At 56.5% G+C, this 19,113-nt stretch carries 19 protein-coding genes; 5 read left to right on the forward strand and 14 right to left on the reverse strand.

The window, feature by feature from the left end:
• Window positions 1-48 precede the first annotated feature (48 nt).
• From AC2FLB_RS06520 to AC2FLB_RS06540, 5 genes are read left to right on the forward strand one after another with little or no spacing between them, the layout of a single operon-like run.
• On the forward strand, window positions 49-990 hold the full coding sequence (locus AC2FLB_RS06520; protein ID WP_142637818.1) for an ABC transporter permease: 942 nt from the start codon (window positions 49-51) through the stop codon (window positions 988-990).
• On the forward strand, window positions 987-1,844 hold the full coding sequence (locus tag AC2FLB_RS06525; RefSeq protein ID WP_496708881.1) for an ABC transporter permease: 858 nt from the start codon (window positions 987-989) through the stop codon (window positions 1,842-1,844). The genes AC2FLB_RS06520 and AC2FLB_RS06525 overlap by 4 nt, the downstream gene beginning before the upstream one ends.
• A gap of 2 nt (window positions 1,845-1,846) precedes the next feature.
• Window positions 1,847-2,839 (forward strand): ABC transporter ATP-binding protein, encoded by a 993-nt coding sequence (locus AC2FLB_RS06530; RefSeq protein WP_496708882.1) that lies wholly within the window; start codon window positions 1,847-1,849, stop codon window positions 2,837-2,839.
• Entirely contained in the window at window positions 2,836-3,831 is a 996-nt protein-coding gene (locus AC2FLB_RS06535) for an ABC transporter ATP-binding protein (RefSeq protein WP_496708883.1), read from the forward strand. Before AC2FLB_RS06530 ends, AC2FLB_RS06535 begins: the two co-directional genes overlap by 4 nt.
• Window positions 3,824-5,623 (forward strand): aminopeptidase P family protein, encoded by a 1,800-nt coding sequence (locus AC2FLB_RS06540; RefSeq protein ID WP_496708884.1) that lies wholly within the window; start codon window positions 3,824-3,826, stop codon window positions 5,621-5,623. The genes AC2FLB_RS06535 and AC2FLB_RS06540 overlap by 8 nt, the downstream gene beginning before the upstream one ends.
• Before the next feature lie 15 nt (window positions 5,624-5,638).
• Here AC2FLB_RS06540 and AC2FLB_RS06545 read toward each other — a convergent pair whose 3' ends face one another.
• From AC2FLB_RS06545 to AC2FLB_RS06610, 14 genes are all read right to left on the reverse strand, one after another.
• A complete protein-coding gene (locus AC2FLB_RS06545) occupies window positions 5,639-6,151 on the reverse strand; it encodes a hypothetical protein (RefSeq protein ID WP_496702293.1) in 513 nt (170 codons plus the stop codon).
• Between the two features lie 309 nt (window positions 6,152-6,460).
• Window positions 6,461-6,856 (reverse strand): RidA family protein, encoded by a 396-nt coding sequence (locus AC2FLB_RS06550; RefSeq protein ID WP_496705546.1) that lies wholly within the window; start codon window positions 6,854-6,856, stop codon window positions 6,461-6,463.
• Window positions 6,853-7,260 (reverse strand): acyl-CoA thioesterase, encoded by a 408-nt coding sequence (locus AC2FLB_RS06555; RefSeq protein ID WP_496705547.1) that lies wholly within the window; start codon window positions 7,258-7,260, stop codon window positions 6,853-6,855. Before AC2FLB_RS06555 ends, AC2FLB_RS06550 begins: the two co-directional genes overlap by 4 nt.
• Window positions 7,260-7,946 (reverse strand): ABC transporter ATP-binding protein, encoded by a 687-nt coding sequence (locus AC2FLB_RS06560; RefSeq protein WP_496708885.1) that lies wholly within the window; start codon window positions 7,944-7,946, stop codon window positions 7,260-7,262. Before AC2FLB_RS06560 ends, AC2FLB_RS06555 begins: the two co-directional genes overlap by 1 nt.
• Complete coding sequence (locus tag AC2FLB_RS06565) at window positions 7,943-8,692, reverse strand: ABC transporter ATP-binding protein (protein ID WP_281995513.1); 750 nt, start codon at window positions 8,690-8,692, stop codon at window positions 7,943-7,945. The genes AC2FLB_RS06560 and AC2FLB_RS06565 overlap by 4 nt, the downstream gene beginning before the upstream one ends.
• Entirely contained in the window at window positions 8,685-9,665 is a 981-nt protein-coding gene (locus AC2FLB_RS06570) for a branched-chain amino acid ABC transporter permease (protein WP_496693030.1), read from the reverse strand. The genes AC2FLB_RS06565 and AC2FLB_RS06570 overlap by 8 nt, the downstream gene beginning before the upstream one ends.
• A 2-nt stretch (window positions 9,666-9,667) precedes the next feature.
• A complete protein-coding gene (locus AC2FLB_RS06575) occupies window positions 9,668-10,588 on the reverse strand; it encodes a branched-chain amino acid ABC transporter permease (RefSeq protein WP_496693029.1) in 921 nt (306 codons plus the stop codon).
• Between the two features lie 51 nt (window positions 10,589-10,639).
• Window positions 10,640-11,770, reverse strand: a complete 1,131-nt coding sequence (locus AC2FLB_RS06580) for an ABC transporter substrate-binding protein (RefSeq protein WP_496692990.1) — start codon at window positions 11,768-11,770, stop codon at window positions 10,640-10,642.
• Between the two features lie 126 nt (window positions 11,771-11,896).
• Window positions 11,897-13,507, reverse strand: coding sequence for an AMP-binding protein (locus AC2FLB_RS06585; protein ID WP_496708886.1), 1,611 nt, complete (start codon window positions 13,505-13,507; stop codon window positions 11,897-11,899).
• The gene (locus AC2FLB_RS06590) at window positions 13,507-14,658 is read right to left on the reverse strand and encodes an acyl-CoA dehydrogenase family protein (protein WP_496708887.1); all 1,152 of its coding nucleotides are present in this window, start codon (window positions 14,656-14,658) and stop codon (window positions 13,507-13,509) included. The genes AC2FLB_RS06585 and AC2FLB_RS06590 overlap by 1 nt, the downstream gene beginning before the upstream one ends.
• Entirely contained in the window at window positions 14,658-15,458 is an 801-nt protein-coding gene (locus AC2FLB_RS06595; protein ID WP_496708888.1) for an enoyl-CoA hydratase family protein, read from the reverse strand. The genes AC2FLB_RS06590 and AC2FLB_RS06595 overlap by 1 nt, the downstream gene beginning before the upstream one ends.
• Window positions 15,451-15,915, reverse strand: coding sequence for a MarR family winged helix-turn-helix transcriptional regulator (locus tag AC2FLB_RS06600; RefSeq protein ID WP_496696721.1), 465 nt, complete (start codon window positions 15,913-15,915; stop codon window positions 15,451-15,453). The genes AC2FLB_RS06595 and AC2FLB_RS06600 overlap by 8 nt, the downstream gene beginning before the upstream one ends.
• Window positions 15,912-16,643, reverse strand: coding sequence for an SDR family NAD(P)-dependent oxidoreductase (locus tag AC2FLB_RS06605; protein WP_496708889.1), 732 nt, complete (start codon window positions 16,641-16,643; stop codon window positions 15,912-15,914). Before AC2FLB_RS06605 ends, AC2FLB_RS06600 begins: the two co-directional genes overlap by 4 nt.
• Entirely contained in the window at window positions 16,640-18,934 is a 2,295-nt protein-coding gene (locus AC2FLB_RS06610) for a bifunctional salicylyl-CoA 5-hydroxylase/oxidoreductase (RefSeq protein ID WP_496702303.1), read from the reverse strand. Before AC2FLB_RS06610 ends, AC2FLB_RS06605 begins: the two co-directional genes overlap by 4 nt.
• Between the last annotated feature and the right edge of the window lie 179 nt (window positions 18,935-19,113).

Below are 19,113 nucleotides of genomic sequence, written 5' to 3' on the forward strand. Positions count from 1 at the left end.
CCTGGTCCCGCCGCTTTCAGGCGGCGGGACAAATTTGCGGAGCTCGCTTTGTCCAGCCTGTCCTATATCTTCAAACGACTCCTGATGATGATCCCGACCTTTTTCCTGGTCATGATTATTATTTTTCTTCTTGTTCGATTGCTACCGGGGGACCCTGCCATTGCGATGGCCGGTGATCGTGCCTCGGACGCCGACATCCAGGCCATCCGTGAACGGCTTGGGTTGACCGAACCTATGCTGGTGCAATTCTGGCTGTTCCTTACCAACACCGTGCAGGGCGATCTGGGTCGGTCCATCCTGATGCGCTCGGATGTGATCAATGTGATTTCTGACCGGCTTCCTATCACTGTCTTCCTGACTGTGTATTCGGTGGTTTTGTCGCTGCTGATTGCCGGTCCGCTGGCCTTTGTTGCTGCGCTCAACCGGGGCCGCTGGCCTGATGCGGTGATCCGCACCGTCTTTCAGATCGGGCTGTCGATGCCGGTGTTCTATATTGGCCTCGTTCTGTTGACCTTTCTGGCAGCACAGCTGCGCCTGTTTCCGGTCGGAGGATATGGCGACACCTTTACCGAGCGGCTCTATCACCTGTTCCTGCCTTCAGTGACCGTAGCGCTTTACACCTCGGCCATCATCATGCGGAACCTGCGCAGCGCGATTATCGAGGTTCTGGACGCCGAATATGTCCAGTTCGCGCGTGCCAAAGGCCTGCCGCCTCGTTTGGTTCTGGGTCGCCACGTCCTGCGCAATGCGCTGATTTCCACGGTAACCCTGCTGGGCCTGTCCATCGGCAATCTGATGAGCGGGACATTGGTCACCGAAACCGTATTCGCCGTGCCCGGAATGGGGCGCCTGATGCTCGAGGCTATCTTTGCCCGCGACTACCCCCTGATTCAGGGGCTGACCCTGACATTTGCTGTTCTGGTTTCCGTGGTTTTCCTGATGACCGACCTGTTTCAGAGTCGCCTTGACCCAAGGATGCGCCTGCAATGAGTGACGCGACCTTCAACAGCACCTCGCAGCGCCCCACCTTCATGCAGCGGGCCTTGCGCAAACCTGGGTTCGTGGCCGGGTGCATCATCATCGGGTTTTCGGTGCTGCTTGCCCTGTTTCCCGGCGTATTCGCGCCCTATGACCCAAGCGCAATCGACTATCTGGCCCTGCGCCAACCACCATCCTGGGCACATCCGTTCGGCACAGATCTGTTAGGGCGCGACAGCCTATCCCGCGTCATCTGGGCCTATCAGGTCAACATGCAGATGGCAATTTTCGGGACTGTATTCGCATTGGTCACTGGTATAACTGTTGGCGCGCTGGTCGGGTATTATCGCGGCATCGCGGACATGATCTTTGGCCGCATCGTTGACGCTGTAATCACCTTTCCTTTCCTGGTTCTTGTCATTGCCGTGGTTGCGGTTCTAGGGCCGGGCCTGATCAACATGTATATCGCGATTTCAGTTGTTTACTGGGTCTATTATGCGCGCCTGATGCGGGCCGAGGTAATCGCTCAAACGGGGAATGACTATGCCTCGGCCGGGGTGGTGATGGGATATTCCGACAGCCGCATCATCTTCCGCCACCTGCTGCCAAACGCGATAACACCGGTTATTGTCTATTGGATGACTGACATGGCGCTGGTGATCTTGCTGGGGTCATCCCTTGGCTATCTGGGGTTGGGGGCGCAACCACCGCAGGCCGAATGGGGCGTGCTGATCGCCGAAGGGCGCAACTTTATCTCGACCGCCTGGTGGCTGAGCCTGATGCCCGGCATCGCCATCGTTCTGACCGGCCTTGGCTTTTCGCTTTTGGGCGATGGGCTTGCCGATCTGCTGAGACCGCGGGGATAGCGATGCAGGACCAAACGAAACTTCTAGAAGTAACCGGGCTAAGCACAACCTTTCACAAGAACGGTCGAGCGTTGCCTGCGCTTCGCGATGTCAGTTTCGGCGTGAACCGGGGTGAGGTTTTGGGGCTGGTCGGCGAAAGCGGTTCGGGCAAGAGCGTCACGTTGCGCTCGATCATAGGGCTGGCGCGCCGCTATGGCGACGTGACCGGCCAGGTGCGCTGGAATGGGCGTGATCTGATATCCATGTCAGACAGGGCTCTTCGTCGGTTTCAGGGTCGCGAAATCGCGATGATTTTTCAGGAACCGATGACCTCGCTGAACCCGCTGCTGACAGTGGGACTGCAACTGGAAGAGACCCTGCGTGCCCATACCGACCTGCCCCGCGCCGCGCGCTTGGATCGGGCAATCGAAATGCTGGACCTTGTCGGCATTCCCTCGGCAGCGCAACGCTTGAAGGATTATCCTCACCAATTTTCCGGCGGAATGCGCCAGCGGGTCATGATCGCAATAGCGCTTGCCGCAGAACCCAAACTGTTGCTGGCGGATGAACCCACCACAGCACTGGACGTGACCATTCAGGCGCAGATCCTCGATCTGATCCTGCGACTGGCGCAGGATATGGATATGGGGGTTGTGCTGGTCACCCATGATCTTGGCGTGGTTGCCCAGACTTGCGACAACGTGGCCGTTATGTATGCGGGGCGGATCGTCGAACAAGGGCCGGTCCGCGATGTGCTGCGGGCACCGCATCACCCCTACACTGTGCGTCTGATGCGGTCTGTGCCCGAAAACATCGCTCCTCGCACGCCGCTATATTCTGTTCCCGGAGTGCCGCCGGCACTGGATGCCCTGCCTGCCGGATGCGCGTTTGCACTGCGCTGTGCCGCCTGCATAGAGGCCTGCACGCAAGAGCGCCCAGCGATGACCCTGATCACCGATCAAAGACGGGTCGCCTGTTTCAACCCGATAACCAAAACCCAAGGGAACGCCGCATGACTGCCCTGATGCAAATCCGCGACCTGCATCTGCGGTTCCCAATGGGCCGCAGCATCGGCGATGTCATTACGCGGCGTCCTGGTCGCGAAGTACGGGCGCTGAATGGTGTCAGCCTAGATTTGACCCGCGGCGAAACTTTGGGCGTCGTCGGAGAGTCCGGGTGTGGAAAGTCCACACTAGCCCGGTGTATCGTGCGCCTTCATAAGCCCAGCGACGGTTCAATCCACTTTGAAGGTCAGGACATATTCGACGGCGAAATCAAAGCTGACCGCACCTATAACCGCCGGGTTCAGATGATGTTCCAGGACCCCTATTCATCGCTCAATCCCCGGATGACGACAGGGCAAATTCTGGCCGAAGCCCTGAGCGTTCACAACATGCGCCCAGAAGCAGAAATTCCCGACCGTGTGGCCGAGTTGCTTGATCTGGTCCGCCTTCCGAAGGACGCGCAAGACAAGCTGCCGCACGAATTCTCCGGAGGTCAGCGTCAGCGGATCGCCATTGCGCGCGCATTGGCGGTCGAACCCGAAGTTCTGATTGCGGACGAACTGGTCTCGGCACTAGATGTTTCGGTTCAGGCGCAGGTGGTAAACCTGTTGCTGGACCTGCAGCGGGAACTTGATCTGACAATCCTGTTTGTGGCCCATGACCTGCGGCTTGTCCGTCATGTTTCAAACCGGGTCGCGGTAATCTACCTTGGGCGGATCGTTGAAATCGGCGACAGCGAAACCTTGTTTTCCGCCCCCTCCCACCCTTACAGCCAAGCTCTGCTTTCAGCCGCGCCTTCGCTGAACCCCGACAACCGGGGCACCGTCAAGCGGCTTGAGGGAGAGCTGCCTTCACCGCTGAACATGCCCTCAGGGTGCCCATTCCATGTCCGGTGCCCTCACGCCAGCAACATATGCAAAGCCAAAGTGCCTGCCCTGCTGCCTTTTGAAAATCGTGGCGAGGTCGCCTGTCACCATGTTGAAGAGATAAATGCCGATGCTTGATGCCCCCGGAACCGACCGATCCGCGATTGTTTCGGCCTTGCGCGCAGAGCTTAAAGCACAAGGTCTGGATGCCTTTATCGTGCCCCGCTACGACGCACATCAGGGCGAATATGTTGCCCCTCATGATGAACGCCTCGCCTTTGTAACTGGCTTCAGCGGCTCGGCAGGCATGGCCATCGTCACACCCGAAACTGTCGCTTTATTTGTCGATGGCCGCTATGTGGTGCAGGCTGCAAACCAGTGTGCCGAGGCTGTTTTCTCGCACCATCATCTGTTTAACGAGCCGCCCGAATACTGGCTGGCCGCCGTTGCACAGAAAGGATGGAAAATCGGCTTTGACTCGATGCACCTACCGCCGGTCTGGTTTGACCGATTTGAGCACGGGCTGGAAGGCAGCGGTGCCGCGATGGTAGCGACGGCTTCAAATCCGGTCGATGCAATCTGGACCGACCAACCCGCTGCCCCCCAAGGACAGATCGAGCCATTTCCACTTCAGTTTTCGGGCCGGGCGGCGGGTGATAAGATCTCGGATCTGGCCACAGAGCTAACACGCCGAGAGGCCGACTTGCTGGTGGAAACTCAGCCCGACAACATCGCCTGGCTGCTTAATGTGCGTGGCTCAGACGTGGCTTTCAACCCTGTTCCCAACTCTTTCCTTCTGTTGCAAAGCTCGGGCCAAGTGCACTGGTTCGTGTCTGACCAAAAACTGGATGCCGATGTCACTGACCACATGCCGGAAAATGTTTCGGTTCAGGCGCCGGATGGTTTTCTGTCTACACTCAGTGATCTCACAGCGCCCGGCCAGGCTGTGATTTTCGACCCCGATTTTTCGCCGACGGCGGTCAAACAAGTGCTGGAGCGTACCGGAGCGAAGGGCGTGCCGGTCAACGGATTGTTAAGCAAAACCAAAGCCCGCAAGAATACAACGGAACTGGAAGGGTTGCGCGCTTGCCATATCCGGGACGGGATCGCCTGGACCGAATTCTGCGCCTGGCTGGCGGGTCAGGTACAGAAACAGGCTGAACCGGTGACCGAGCGTAAAGCAGAACAGCGGGTATTGGCCTTCCGCCGCGCTCAGGATGGGTTCATCCACGAAAGCTTCAACACAATCTCGGCCGCCGATGGCAATGCCGCGATGTGCCATTACGCGACCGAGGTCGACAATACCGTTCCGATCCAACCGCGGGGCACATACCTGCTGGATTCCGGGGGGCAGTACGACACCGGCACAACGGATGCCACGCGCAGCTTTTCGTTCGGGCCTCAGCGGCCTGATGGATATGACCGGGCCTATACCGCAGTGTTCAAGGCCTTTCACGCTCTGGCCACGCTGCGCTTTCCTGCAGGCACACAGGGCCATCACATTGATGCAATCTGTCGCCGCCCGCTGTGGGATCTGGGATTGGATTATGACCACGGTACGGGTCATGGAATTGGCCACCGGTTGTCTGTCCATGAACATCCGCAGCGCATTGGCAAACCTTACAACCCGGTCGACCTGATGCCTGGCATGGTTATGTCGATCGAGCCGGGATATTACGAGGCCGGCAGGTTCGGCATTCGCATCGAAAACCTGTTCGAGATTGTCGAGGCAGATGACGGATTTCTGGAGTTCTCGAACATGACCTGGATCCCGATCCAGACGGATATGTTGATGCCAGATATGCTGAACCAGTCAGAAATTGACTGGATCAATGACTATCATGCCAAGGTTCTCAGACAGGTCGGGCCGCATCTTTCGCCTCTGGCCCTTAGATGGGCCCAGACGGCCTGTGCAACGCTGACCAAATAAACCTGAGTTTTGCCATCAGACCACCGTTCGAGGCGTCTTTCCGGCAAATACAGGCTGGACCCGGGCACCCTGATATTCGCCTACGTTATCCAACCAGTCCAGAAACAGGCGCGTGTTTCCAACGATGTAAGGGACAAAGCCGAAATCCGGTCGATTACCGGCCAGCTTTTGAACCAATGAACCCGTTTGCAACACGAAGATCGCGCCCCCTACCACAACGGCGGCGCTGATTGTGGGCGAGGCTGCGATCTCATGGCTTTGGGTTCCGGCCACCCAAAGAGCAAATGCCAGACGCGTCATCGCCACCGTATCCGTGACGCGGCGCAAGCCTGGAAGGAAATAGGTGGATAGAGCCGTCGTGCATACAATGACAGCCATATAGATCAGGCCGACAACAACCGGGACGGGCAATCCGAAACGCGTTGCATCTATATGTGAGTAAAGAGCGAAACCTGAGGCAAAAGCCAGAGCCGCAATCAGCGACAACCGCCGTCTTTCGAGACTTAGATGCCTTGTGACTCTATTCACTGCGTCGACCCTCATGTTTTGTTGAGGATCTGTTTGAAAGATGAATTTGTGATTGATCTGACGAAATAGCGGCGGAAGTTTGTCTTTGTCTCCCCTCACCATTCAATCGGTCGCCCAAATGACTTGGTTACGCCCTGCACGTTGGCCTTTTCACTCTGGTACGAGTACTAAATCCAGCGCGATTTAGGCCGCTGCTACTCGCTTCGGCGGCCCTGTGATTTCAGAAAAGAAGTTTGGCAGAATTCTCACCTCCTATGGTGAAAATCGCTCATATTCATTCCGCTGGGCCCGTTTCAATGTCGCTTGCCTTCAGGATAAATGTGCTGTCGCTTCAATTTCCAACAAGGCCTCGTCTTCGACCAAACCCGCCACGATGATCATTGACATCGCAGGAAAATGCCTGCCGAAAACCTCACGATAGGCGGCCCCAACTTCGGCTTGCAGGGACAGATATTCGCGTTTGTCTGTTACGAACCAGGTCAGGCGGGTCACATCGCGGGCCGAGCCACCAGCGGCCTCGACAATATCAACGATATTCTGCAGCGCCTGTTTCATCTGTCCGATGAACCCGCCGCTGACAAATTTCTTGTTCGCGTCCCATCCTATTTGCCCGCCGATATGTAACGTTCCATCTTTGGTCAAAACGCCATTGGCATATCCTTTGGCAGGCAACCAGCCGTAGGGGTGAATTGTCTTGTGGCTCATAGCGCGTCGTCCCTGAATGCCTCGAGTTTTTTACGGATGTCTGCGGGCCAGGCCGTTGGACCGCCCTTTGAATCTACATGAACAAGCGTTGCTACGCTTGTCAGTCGCTCCTCTTGCGCACAACTGGCCACGACCGAGTATTCGGCTGAACTGCGTCCGATCTTTGTGATCTTCATCCGGAATATCAAATGGTCACCGTGACGGCTGGGCGCTGAAAATCGGGTTTGTATCTGTGCGGTAGGCACTGCGCCAACAGGATGAATCTCTTCAAACGGTTTGCATAGCACCTGTTCGAAATAGGTCTCAACGCAATCATTGATCATCTCGAAATAGCGCGGAAAAAAGACAATCCCCGCCGGGTCGCAATGTTTGAACAGAACCTTTTGGTGGAATTCAAAAGTCATCAGACCCCCACATATTTTTCTGTGATGTCATGACCAAGATCCACCATCGCGCCAGACCAGACTGTTTTACCGCGCTCAAGAATGACCGCGCGGTCAGACACCAGCGCCAACTCTTTCAGAGACTTGTCGATCAACAGGATCGAAACATTGGTTTCCTGTTTCAGGCGATGCAAGACCGACCAGATTTCCTGTCGCACGATCGGAGCCAGCCCTTCGGTTGCTTCATCGAGGATCAAGAGCTGCGGATTTGTCATCAGGGCGCGCCCGATAGCCAGCATCTGTTGTTCTCCGCCGGATAGTGAGGCTGCCCCTTGGCCCTGACGTTCCTCTAGCCGTGGGAACAGTTCAGCCACCTTCTGCAATGTCCACTCGCCGGGTCTGGCAGCGGCGATCAGATTCTCGCGCACCGTCAGGTCGGCAAAGCACCGGCGCCCCTCGGGTACCAGCCCGACACCAAGACGCGCGACCTTATAGCTGGGTAGAGCGTGCAGATTCTGATTGTTCAGCGACAGGGTGCCCTCGGACCGGATCATCCGGCAAATGGCTTTGACAGTCGTGGTCTTGCCCATCCCATTGCGCCCCATAAGGGCTGTAACCTCGCCCTGCGCCAGAGAAAGATCGACACCAAATAACGCCTGACTGACACCGTACGTCGCGGTCAGGTTTTTTACCCGCAACAAAGTCATGCCTCATCCCCCAGATAGGCATCGCGCACCTCACGGCTTGCGCGGATTTCATCTGCCGTCCCGGTTGCAATCACCTTGCCATAGACCAATACGCTGATCCGGTCAGCCAGCGCAAAAACGGCGTCCATATCATGTTCGACAAGCAGGATGGGCGCCTCTTCCCGCAGACCGTCAAGAAACCCGGTCAACCGCTTGGACCCTCCAGCGCCAAGCCCGGCCATCGGTTCATCCATGACAAAGACCCGAGGTGACAAAGTCAAAGCCACGGCGACTTCAAGCTGGCGGCGTTGACCATGGCTGAGATTTGCGCAACGCGTTTCGCGTTCATCGCCCAGGCCCACCCTTTCCAGCGCAGCCTCGGCCCTTTCGAGCAGCTCTGGCCGTTTCAAGGCAGGTTTCCAGAACCGCCATACGAGGTTTTCCGCACCCATGGCGCTCAACACGACGTTTTCCAGAATCGTATCTTCCATGCACAGTTCCGATATCTGGAACGTCCGCCCCATCCCTGCCCTTGCCCGCTTTTGCGTGCCAAGGTCCGACACATCCTGTCCGCACAGCAAAACACGCCCCGAATCCGGTTGCAAACCTCCGCAGATCTGCTGGATCAACGTGGATTTTCCCGCTCCATTCGGACCAATGATGGCGTGGATCTCTCCTGGCCTGAGATCAATCGAGACGTTATCCGTAGCCTTTAACGCACCAAAGCTTTTGTTCAGACTCTCGGTGGCAAGGACCGGATCAGACATGTGCCCCCTCTTTCCCGGTTAGCAGCCCAATCAGGCCACCGCGACCAAACAGAACGATGCACAGCAGAACAACACCCAAATATACATGCCAGAAATCGGTTAGTTCGCCCAGAAAATGCTCGAGCGCGACAAACACGCAAGCCCCAATTACCGGACCCATCAGGCGTCCGACACCTCCGATGATTATCAGCACAATCAATTCGCCCGAAAGCTGCCAACTGAACATAGACGGCGAAACGAACCGGTTGAGATCGGCAAACAGCGCCCCGGCCAGACCAGTGACAGCGCCGGACAGAACAAAGGCCAGAAGTTTCAGCCGCATGGGGTTCAATCCCACGGTCTCGACCCGCGCCGTAGATTGCCGCGTCGCATTAAGAGCCAGCCCGAATGGCGCGGCTTGCATCCGCGCAAACAGGAACAGGACGAGACATAGCAGCGCGAAACAGATGCCGTAAAACTGGATCGGATCCAATGTGTTGAGGCCGGGAAAACCGTTGCGAACATAGATGGATAATCCGTCTTCGCCCCCGTATTGCGCCCAAGAAATCGCGAAGTAGTAAAACATCTGTCCGAAGGCCAGCGTAATCATGATGAAATAAACGCCTGACGTTCTTAGGGACAGAAGACCGACGAAAAAGGCAGCAATGCCCGAAGTAAGCATCGCAACTATCCAGATCACGGGCATGGATTTACTGCCTTCGATAGAAATCAAGCCCAGATCCAGTGCCGTGTAGGTCTGCGCGTGATAGGTCAGAATGCCCATCGCATAGCCGCCGATCCCGAAGAAAACAGCATGGCCAAAGCTGACCAACCCCCCAATTCCCAGGATGACATTCAGACCAACCGCTGCAAGCGCCAAGATCACCGCCCGCGTCACAAGCGTGATTGTGAAGGGCTGGTCCACGGCCAGCGCCCAAAGGGGCAGCGCCAGCAGGCCGGCGATCATCAGGCCATTGATGTATCTTTCATTCATTCTCATGCGCGGGCTCCGAACAGACCTGTTGGGCGCCAGATCAGGACCAATCCCATCAGGACATAGATTCCCATTGATGCCAGAGCCGAGCCGCTTTTCTGAGCGGCTCCCGGTTCCATGAACAGTTTGAACAGCTCGGGCAGGAAAACCCCGCCCAGCGTGTCGGTTAGCCCAACCAACAGCGCCCCGATGAACGCCCCTCGAACCGAGCCTATGCCACCGATTACGATAACCACGAAGGCCAGGATCAGAACAGGTTCACCCATGCCCACCTGTACCGACTGAATTGCCCCAACCAAAGCACCGGCAAGCCCCGCCAGCCCCGCCCCTAGTGCAAATACCAACGTGTAAAGTTTCGAGATGTCGACGCCCAGTGCGGCAATCATTTCCCGGTCGTTCTTACCGGCCCGTATCTGCACACCCAAACGCGTGCGTTCGATCAGGGCCCACAAACCTACTGCAACAGCAAGACCAGTCCCGATCAGGGTTAGGCGATAGAGGGGATATTCGATCCCGCCCTGCAGCGTGATCGGACCCGAAAGTGCCGCTGGAATATCCAGGAACAATGGGAAAGACCCAAAGACCCACCTTGTCCCTTCGGAAAAGATCAGGATCAGTGCAAAGGTGGCCAGAACCTGATCCAAATGTGGTGCCTGATAAAGCCGCCGGATAACGAGCATTTCTACGATCACCCCTGCCAGTGCGGCCGCAGCCAGAGCAGCAATCAGAGCAAGCAGAAATGACCCGGTCGCCCCTGCAACTGCTGCAGCGGCAAATGCACCCACCATGTACAAAGAGCCATGGGCCAGGTTGATCAGGCCCATCACCCCGAAGATCAGCGTCAGGCCAGCAGCCATCAAAAACAACATGACGCCGAACTGCAGCCCGTTCAGGATCTGCTCGATAATCAGGATCGAGGACATGGAAACTCCGGTGATCTGCCCGCCCACTTTTAGGGGCAGGCAGAAATTCAGTTACATTTTGCAATCGGCCGCGTAGGCATCAGAGTGGTTTTCAAGAGCTACGCCAAGGATCTTATTGGTAAATACATCACCTTCTTTGATCACTTCGCGCGCATAGATGGTCTGAACCGGATGATGGTTCGGGCCAAAGCTGAAATCCCCTCGTGTGCTGTTGAAATCCGCCGCCCTCAGCGCTTCGCGGAAGGCATCCGCATCTGACGGGTCAGCCTTGTCAAGCGCGGCAAGCAACAGGTTAGCGGTATCGAATCCCTGACTGGCGTAAAGCGAGGGCAGACGTCCGTATTCTGCCTGAAAGCTTTCAACAAAGGCAGCGTTGGTCGGGTTGTCGATATCCTTGTTCCACTGCGAAGTGTTCACCACGCCCAGCGCCGCATCGCCTACCGCCTGCAGAATGCCCTGATCAAAGCTGAAGGCTGGGCCAACAACTGGAAGATCGATCCCGCTGTCGGCATATTGCTTCAGAAACGAAATCCCCATCCCGCCGGGCAGGAAGAAAAAGACGCTATCCGCATCGCTTGCGCGGATTTGCGCGATTTCAGCTGCATAATCAGTCTGGCCAAGCTCGGTATAGATCTCACCGGCCAGATCACCTTCGAAAAAGCGTTTATAGCCAGTCAGCGCGTCGACACCCGCCGGGTAATTCGGAGCAAGTATGAAGCTGCTCTTGTAACCCGCACCATTGGCGTATGCGCCCGCGGCCTCGTGCAGGTTGTCGTTCTGCCAGGCAACGTTGAAATAGTTCTGGTGACAGCCCTTCCCCGCCAGAGGTGACGGGCCCGCATTGGGTGACAGATAGAAAACGTCCTGGTTCACGGCGGCTGGCACAACCGCCATCGCCAGGTTTGACCAGATGATACCGGTCATCACATCTACACGTTCGGATTGGATCATCTTGTCTGACAGCTGTACCGCGATATCCGGTTTGCGCTGGTCGTCTTCGATCACCACCTCGATATCATCCCGCCCCGATTGAGCAATCGCAAGCATGAACCCATCCCGTACGTCGATGCCCAAACCGGCCCCGCCGCCTGAAAGCGTTGTGATCATCCCCACCTTAACTTCCGCTGTAACACCCGTCGCGCACAGCGCAGTGATCGCTGCAGCCGCCAATAGTCTCTTCATCGTCTTCTCCCTTCGTTGGCCCTATGAACGCGATTTATGTCATTATTCTCAACGTTCGGTCTATGCCTTTGGCAATTCGGTCTTTTTCTTACATTCTTTCTGCCCGCTATATTCTACATACATTGATCATGATTTCAGGCGGAAACGCTGGATTTTTCCGGTCGCGGTTTTGGGCAAACCATCGCAGAACCGGATCGAGCGCGGGTATTTATACGGGGCAATCATAGATTTCACATGAGCCTGAAGGGCTTCGCGCATAGCGTCATCAGCCGTACCTGAAGCCAGAACAACATGTGCTTGGACAATATGACCCCTCTCAGCATCTGGGACGCCGATCACCGCGCATTCCGCAACGGCTTCATGCGCCAGAAGTGCGGCTTCGACTTCGGGTCCGGCTATGTTGTATCCGGCCGAGATAATCATGTCGTCATTGCGCGCAGAAAAATGAAAATACCCCTCTGCGTCCCGATAAAAGCTGTCACCAGTGATATTCCACCCATCTGTCACATAACCCGCCTGCCGCTTATCATTCAGATACCGGCACCCTGTCGGACCACGAACAGCCAGGCGTCCGATATCCCCAACTGCAGCTTCAGTTCCGTCTGGGTTTAGTACTTTGGCCTCATATCCGGTAACCGGCCTGCCGGTACTGGCTGGGCGGTGATCGTCAAACCGGTTTGAAATAAAGATGTGCAACATCTCGGTCGCGCCGATCCCGTCGAGCATTGGTTTGCCTGTCTTGGAAATCCACTCGTCATAGATTGGCTGCGGTAAGGTCTCGCCCGCCGACACAGCCGCACGCAGACTAGACAGATCTACACCGTCATCCATCGCCTGCAGCATGACCCGATAGGCGGTTGGCGCAGTGAAACAGACAGTCGCTTTGTATTTTTCGATTATCTCGATCATGCCCGCAGGCGAGGCTTGTTCTAACAGGGTTGCAGTCGCGCCGAACCGCAACGGAAACACCGCCAAACCACCCAACCCGAATGTGAAGGCCAAAGGTGGAGAACCAACAAAAACGTCCTCCGGAACGACCTGCAACACCTCACGCGCATAGCTGTCGGCAATGATCAGAATATCTCTGTGAAAATGCATGGTGGCCTTGGGCTCACCTGTCGAGCCGGAGGTGAAACCCAACAAGGCCACGTCGTCGCGCCCGGTTTTAACGCAATCGAACTGTACCGGTTTTTCAAGTGCTAGACGATCAAGCTCGGCATCGTGGTTTGAAGTTCCGTCGAACCCGACAACCCGCTGCAGGAACCGGCTATCACTGGCGCAGGACTGCATTTCGTCGATCAGCCGGGTATCACATAATGCAAACTGGATTTCCGCCTTATCGACAGTTTTCATCAGTTCTGCAGCGCGCAACATCGGCATAGTATTGACGACAACCGCTCCCACCTTGGTTGCGGCAAGCCAGCACGCAACCATTGCCGGATTGTTAGCCGATCGGATCAGCACCCGGTTTCCCGGCTCGACCCCCAAGTCATCGACCAATACATGTGCCAGCCTGTTGGTCCAGTCGCTGAGCTCTTTATATGTTCGTTGCCGACCATTGCCGATCAAAGCGGTATGATCACCAAAGCCCTTGGCAACCATGGCATCGGTCAGCTCATATGCTGCATTCACATGATCGGAATATGCAAAACCCGCCAACAGGAAGTCGGGCCACTGATCCTGGGGGGGCAGGTTATCGCGGCTGAACGTGTCGGTATGTGCAGACGGTCCAAGCATCACCTTCCCTCCATGTGCGCGGCCATCGTCTGACGTGCAATGATTACTTTTTGAACGTCCGAGGCGCCCTCGTAGATGCGCAAGGCACGGATTTCTCGGTACAGAGATTCAACCGCCATCCCAGAACGCACCCCGTCGCCACCAAACAACTGAACCGCCTTGTCGATAATCAACTGTGCCTGATCGGTAGCAAACAACTTGGCCATCGCCGCCTCACGTGTGATGCGCGCCGCTCCGCTGTCCTTGGCCCACGCTGCCCGATAGATCAAAAGCGCCGAAGCATCGACATCTAATGCCATCTCGGCGATGTGCCCCTGCACCATCTGCAAATCAAACAACGGGGCGCCTTGCACCTGCCGTTCCGATACCCGTGTCAGCGCCTCATCTAGCGCGCGTCGTGCAAATCCCAGGGCAGCGGCGGCCACTGTCGGGCGGAACAGATCTAGCACAGACATTGCAATACGAAATCCTGCGCCAGCTTGACCGATCATCGCGCTAGCCGGCACACGCACTTCATTGAAACGCAAAGTCGCCAATGGGTGTGGCGCGATTGTGTCCAGGCGCCCGACAACTTCGAAACCCTTCAGATCAGGAGTGATGATAAAAGCTGACAACCCTTTGGCCCCGGGTGCCTCGCCAGTACGGGCGAACAGGGTGTAGACATCTGCGATACCCCCGTTCGATATCCATGTCTTTTCACCGTTCAGGACAAAGTCGTTGCCATCACGGATAGCCGTCATTGTCGAATTTGCCACATCCGACCCCGATTGAGGTTCAGTCAATGCAAAGGCCGCGATAGCCTGACCAGAGCGCGTTTGCGGCAGCCAATGCGCCTTTTGGCCTTTTGAGCCGAACAACGAGATCGCTCCGGTTCCAAGCCCCTGCATTGCAAAGGCGAAATCGGCCAACCCATCATGGCGGGCAAGTGTTTCACGGCTGAGGCACAGCGTCCTGACATCCAAATGGCCGCTTTCGTCCGAAGTAGGCTGCAGCAGCCCGGCGTCGCCCAGCTGGCGGACCAGATCGCGACAAGCCTGGTCCGGGTCGCCATGGTCAATAGTCAGTCCCCGAGCAACCTCTTGCACCCGATCCGCCCAGCCCCGGTGATGAGGGTCAAAGAATGGCCACGAAAGAAAGCTCTGATCTGCCATCAATCGCCCTCGAATACTGGTTTGTCTTTTGCAACAAAGGCCTTGTAGGCGCGTTCAAAATCTCCGGTTTGCATACAGATCGCCTGGGCCTGCGCCTCTGCTTCGATTGCCTGTTCGATCGACATAGACCACTCCTGCGCCAGCATGGTCTTGGTCATCATATGCGCAAAATTGGGGCCAGCCACGATACGGTCAGCCAGAGATTGCGTGGTAGCGTCAAGCTCGGATGGATCAGCCACCGCATTGTAGAACCCCCAGGAAAGCCCCTCATCAGCGGTCATGCTGCGTCCGGTATAGAGCAGTTCGGCCGTACGCCCCTGCCCGATGATACGGGGCAGGATGGCGCAGGCCCCCATATCGCACCCTGCCAGCCCCACCCGAGTGAACAGGAATGCACATTTGGCCTGCGGGGTGGCGATACGCAAATCCGAGGCCATAGCGATGATGGCCCCGGCCCCCACGCAAATACCGTCCACCGCAGCAATCACCGGCTTGCCACAATTCACAATCGCCTTGACGAGATCTCCGGTCATTCGCGTGAAGAGCAACAGGTCCTTCATCTTCATGCGCGTTAGCGGACCGATGATTTCGTGCACATCGCCGCCCGAGCTGAAATTGCCACCATTTGAGGCGAACACCACTGCATCTACCTCTTCTGAATAGACCAGATCCCTGAACCAATCGCGCAGTTCGGCATAGCTGTCGAAGGTCAAAGGGTTCTTACGCTCTGGTCGGTTCAGTGCAATCGTTGCAACCCGGTTCCGGATTTCGCAGCGAAAATGTTTGACGTCACTAGCCATCGATTTCCTCCGAAATAGTGAGTTCGGTTGTCAGAGTGCGGGCGTCCTCGGCGGAAAACTGACCAAGCATATCGGATATCCACGCCTCATGCGCCGCGGCCTGACGTGCGAATTCCTCGCATCCTTTTTGTGTCATGCGTACGCGATGGGCACGACGATCTCCAGGCACAGGTACGCGCACTAGCAGGCCGTCATCAGCCAGCCGATCCACGATTCCGGTCACATTCCCGTTCGAAACGCGCAGCGCACCCGAGATTTCGCTCATCTTCAGCCCATCTTCGAACCGCGACAGGGCTGCCATCACGTCGAAGCGCGGCAGTGTCGTGTCGAACTCTACCCTGAGGTTCTCTCTTAGCGCAGCCTCGATGCCACGCGTGGTCTTGAGCAGCCGCAGCCATAACCGCAATCTCTCTTTGGATGGATCTTCCAATGGTGCTTGAAGCGGGTTTGGGTTCATATCTCGCCTCCGGACAGGCTAAGCGCGTGGCCATTGACTGAATTTGCCGCATCCGAGGACAACCACCGCACGGCACCTGCTACGTCTTCGACCTGGATGAAACGACCCTGTGGGTTTATCTTTTTCAGACTTTTCACCGCATTTTCCGCGCTCATTCCCGTCTTCTCGACGATGTTCGCAATCGAACGATCCAGCATCGGCGTTTCCACAAACCCCGGACAAACCGCATTGACAGTGATGCCCGTCGCCGCAAGTTCGACCGCCAGAGACCGCGTCAGCCCGACCACCGCATGTTTTGTCGCACAATAGCCGGATACATAAGGATAGCCCTTCAAACCGGCGGTGGACGCGATGGCAATCAGACGGCCCGCTCCAGCGGCGTGCATGTCAGGTAAAGCCGCCTGCCAAAGATTGAAAACACCCACCAGATTCACATCCGTCAGGGTCCGCAGATCATCGGCTGTCATCCGATGAAACGGAAGCGAATGGGCCGCGCCGGCATTCGCAATCGCTATTGAAATTGGGCCGCGTTCTGCCCGTGCTGTTTCAATAGCAGCTAGGACCTGCTTGTCATCGGTCACATCACAAAGGACATACGGCAAAGCTTGCTGCTGGAGCTTGGCCTCTGTACGGCCCAAAATGGTAACGACTGCTCCGCCATTCGCGAAATCTTGGGCTATAGCCGCACCAACGCCGGTGCCGCCGCCGGTTATGACGACATGTTTCATACTTCACCCGCCGTTTCCGCCATGCGATCTGCCAGGCGCCAAGCCTGATCCCGCCCGGCTTCATAGGGGCGGGGCCAAGTTTCCTGCCGGTCCCCCAACGCCGTAGCCGCGTGCAAGGTCCAGTACGGATCGTCCAGATGAGGCCGGGCAAGGCACACCAGATCCGCACGACCGGCCATGAGAATCGAATTTACGTGATCGGCTTCATAGATGTTCCCCACCGCCATAGTACTGATGCCGCATTCGTTTCTAATGCGGTCCGCGAAAGGGGTCTGGAACATACGGCCGTAAACCGGGTTGGCATCGGTCGAAGTCTGCCCGGCGGAAACATCGACTATATCTGCACCCGCCGCATCGAACATCGCCGCTATATCCACAGCTTGTTGCGGCGTCACACCAGTAGGTCCGACCCAGTCATTGGCAGAAATGCGCACCGCCATCGGCTTATCTTTGGGCCAGATCGACCGCATAGCTGAAAAAACTTCAAGCGGATAACGCATACGGTTTTCAAGACTACCCCCATACATGTCGTCGCGCGTGTTCGACAAAGGAGAGATAAAGGACGAGATGAGGTAGCCATGCGCCGCATGCAGTTCGATCATGTCAAACCCAGCACGATCTGCCATCCGGGTTGCGGTCACAAATTGGGACGTGACCCTATCCATATCTGCACGATCCATCGCGCTGGGCACAGCGTTACCGTCGGACCAAGGGATCGCCGAAGCTGATATCAAAGGCCAGTTTCCTTCCTTCAGCGGCTGGTCCATTCCTTCCCACCCGATGCAGGTTGAACCTTTGCGGCCCGAATGGCCGATTTGACAGCATATTTTGGCGTCGGTTTCCGCATGGACAAATTCGGTGAGTCGAGCCCATGCGGCCTCGTGTTCGGGCTCATAAAGCCCCGGGCATCCTGGAGTGATCCGGCCTTCGGCGCTGACACAGGTCATTTCGGTGTATACCAGCCCGGCGCCACCTTTGGCCCTTTCACCGTAATGGATCAGGTGCCAGTCAACCGGGCACCCATCAACCGCCTTGTACTGTGCCATGGGTGACACCACGATCCGGTTCTTCAACTGCATCCCCCGCAGGCGAAATGGCGCAAACATCGGGGGCCGGGCCGGACCATCAACCGCGCCCCCAGACTGTTGCATGAACCATGCCTCGGCATGCCCCAGCCAGTTGGCATCGCGTTGGCGCAGGTTCTCGTGGCTGATCCGCTGAGACCGTGTCAGCATCGCGTAATTCAACTGAACCGAATCCTGATCGAGGTAACGTTCGACATTCTCGAACCATTCGACCGAGTTCCGCGCTGCCGATTGCAGGCGCAACACTTCAAGACGACGCTCGTCCTCATACCGCGCGAAAGCCGCTTCAAGCGTATCTTCTTTATGGAGGAAGTCAGCCAGCGCTATAGCGCTTTCCAGTGCCAGCTTTGTTCCCGAGCCAATGGAAAAATGTGCAGTCGCTGCGGCATCTCCCAGCAATACCAGGTTTTTGTAACTCCATTTTTCGCACAAGACCCTAGGAAACCGCAGCCAGGCCGAGCCGCGGATATGACTGGCATTGCTCATCAAGGGATGGCCGCCCAAATGATCTTTGAAAATGTCTTCGCACAAAGCGATGGACTCTTGCTTGGTCATCTCACCAAACCCAAAAGCATCGAAGGTCTGTTGCGAGCATTCCACGATGAAAGTCGCCGTATCCCGGTCGAACTGATAGGCATGTGCCCAGACCCAGCCCTTTGGCGTTTCCTCAAAAATAAAGGTGAAGGCGTCGTCAAACTTCTGATGCGTACCCAGCCAGACGAACTGACACCGTCGTTGGTCTATATCGGGTCGAAAAACATCTGCGAACTCGGCCCGTGATTTGGAGTTCAGCCCGTCCGAAGCCACAACGACGTCGAAGTTCATCATATAGTCCGAGGCTGATGCCGCCTCGGTCTCAAAGCGCATCTCGACACCAAGCTCGCGCGCTCGGTCTTGCAAAATGAGCAGCAGTTGCTTGCGTCCGATCCCGCAAAATCCGTGGCCGCTGGACACGGTGCGCTGACCTTTATGCACAAGTGCTACGTCATCCCAATAGGCAAAGTGTTTACGTATCACCGCCGCGCTGGCTGCGTCATTGGCTGCAAGATTATCCAGCGTCTCATCTGACAACACGACGCCCCAGCCAAAGGTGTCATCCGGGCGGTTTCGCTCGATAACAACCACTTCGGCATCCGGATCGCGGAGCTTCATTGAAATCCCGAAATAGAGGCCAGCCGGCCCGCCGCCGAGACATGCAACACGCATCGTTACCTTCCCCCCATTCGCAGCTTTACCTGAAACGCTAGACCAGGTGGCGCATCCCTTCAAGTAAAAATATTTTATACTTGAAGTTTCTACATTCTGAATATCCAACCACAAAATCGCGACGGGTTGGTATTTTCCTGAGCCTAGCCCGCACCGGTTTGCCTGCGACAAAGCAATCA

The sequence above is a fragment of the Ruegeria sp. CDSA236 genome (assembly GCF_059611285.1).

Excerpts from the sequence above, each read along its gene's own strand:
- AC2FLB_RS06525 (WP_496708881.1), top strand. The coding sequence starts at position 987 with ATGAGTGACGCGACCTTCAACAGCACCTCGCAGCGCCCCACCTTCATG.
- AC2FLB_RS06530 (WP_496708882.1), top strand. The coding sequence starts at position 1,847 with ATGCAGGACCAAACGAAACTTCTAGAAGTAACCGGGCTAAGCACAACC.
- AC2FLB_RS06535 (WP_496708883.1), top strand. The coding sequence starts at position 2,836 with ATGACTGCCCTGATGCAAATCCGCGACCTGCATCTGCGGTTCCCAATG.
- AC2FLB_RS06540 (WP_496708884.1), top strand. The coding sequence starts at position 3,824 with ATGCTTGATGCCCCCGGAACCGACCGATCCGCGATTGTTTCGGCCTTG.
- AC2FLB_RS06550 (WP_496705546.1), bottom strand. The coding sequence starts at position 6,856 with ATGAGCCACAAGACAATTCACCCCTACGGCTGGTTGCCTGCCAAAGGA.
- AC2FLB_RS06555 (WP_496705547.1), bottom strand. The coding sequence starts at position 7,260 with ATGACTTTTGAATTCCACCAAAAGGTTCTGTTCAAACATTGCGACCCG.
- AC2FLB_RS06560 (WP_496708885.1), bottom strand. The coding sequence starts at position 7,946 with ATGACTTTGTTGCGGGTAAAAAACCTGACCGCGACGTACGGTGTCAGT.
- AC2FLB_RS06565 (WP_281995513.1), bottom strand. The coding sequence starts at position 8,692 with ATGTCTGATCCGGTCCTTGCCACCGAGAGTCTGAACAAAAGCTTTGGT.
- AC2FLB_RS06570 (WP_496693030.1), bottom strand. The coding sequence starts at position 9,665 with ATGAATGAAAGATACATCAATGGCCTGATGATCGCCGGCCTGCTGGCG.
- AC2FLB_RS06575 (WP_496693029.1), bottom strand. The coding sequence starts at position 10,588 with ATGTCCTCGATCCTGATTATCGAGCAGATCCTGAACGGGCTGCAGTTC.
- AC2FLB_RS06580 (WP_496692990.1), bottom strand. The coding sequence starts at position 11,770 with ATGAAGAGACTATTGGCGGCTGCAGCGATCACTGCGCTGTGCGCGACG.
- AC2FLB_RS06585 (WP_496708886.1), bottom strand. The coding sequence starts at position 13,507 with ATGCTTGGACCGTCTGCACATACCGACACGTTCAGCCGCGATAACCTG.
- AC2FLB_RS06590 (WP_496708887.1), bottom strand. The coding sequence starts at position 14,658 with ATGGCAGATCAGAGCTTTCTTTCGTGGCCATTCTTTGACCCTCATCAC.
- AC2FLB_RS06595 (WP_496708888.1), bottom strand. The coding sequence starts at position 15,458 with ATGGCTAGTGACGTCAAACATTTTCGCTGCGAAATCCGGAACCGGGTT.
- AC2FLB_RS06600 (WP_496696721.1), bottom strand. The coding sequence starts at position 15,915 with ATGAACCCAAACCCGCTTCAAGCACCATTGGAAGATCCATCCAAAGAG.
- AC2FLB_RS06605 (WP_496708889.1), bottom strand. The coding sequence starts at position 16,643 with ATGAAACATGTCGTCATAACCGGCGGCGGCACCGGCGTTGGTGCGGCT.
- AC2FLB_RS06610 (WP_496702303.1), bottom strand. The coding sequence starts at position 18,934 with ATGCGTGTTGCATGTCTCGGCGGCGGGCCGGCTGGCCTCTATTTCGGG.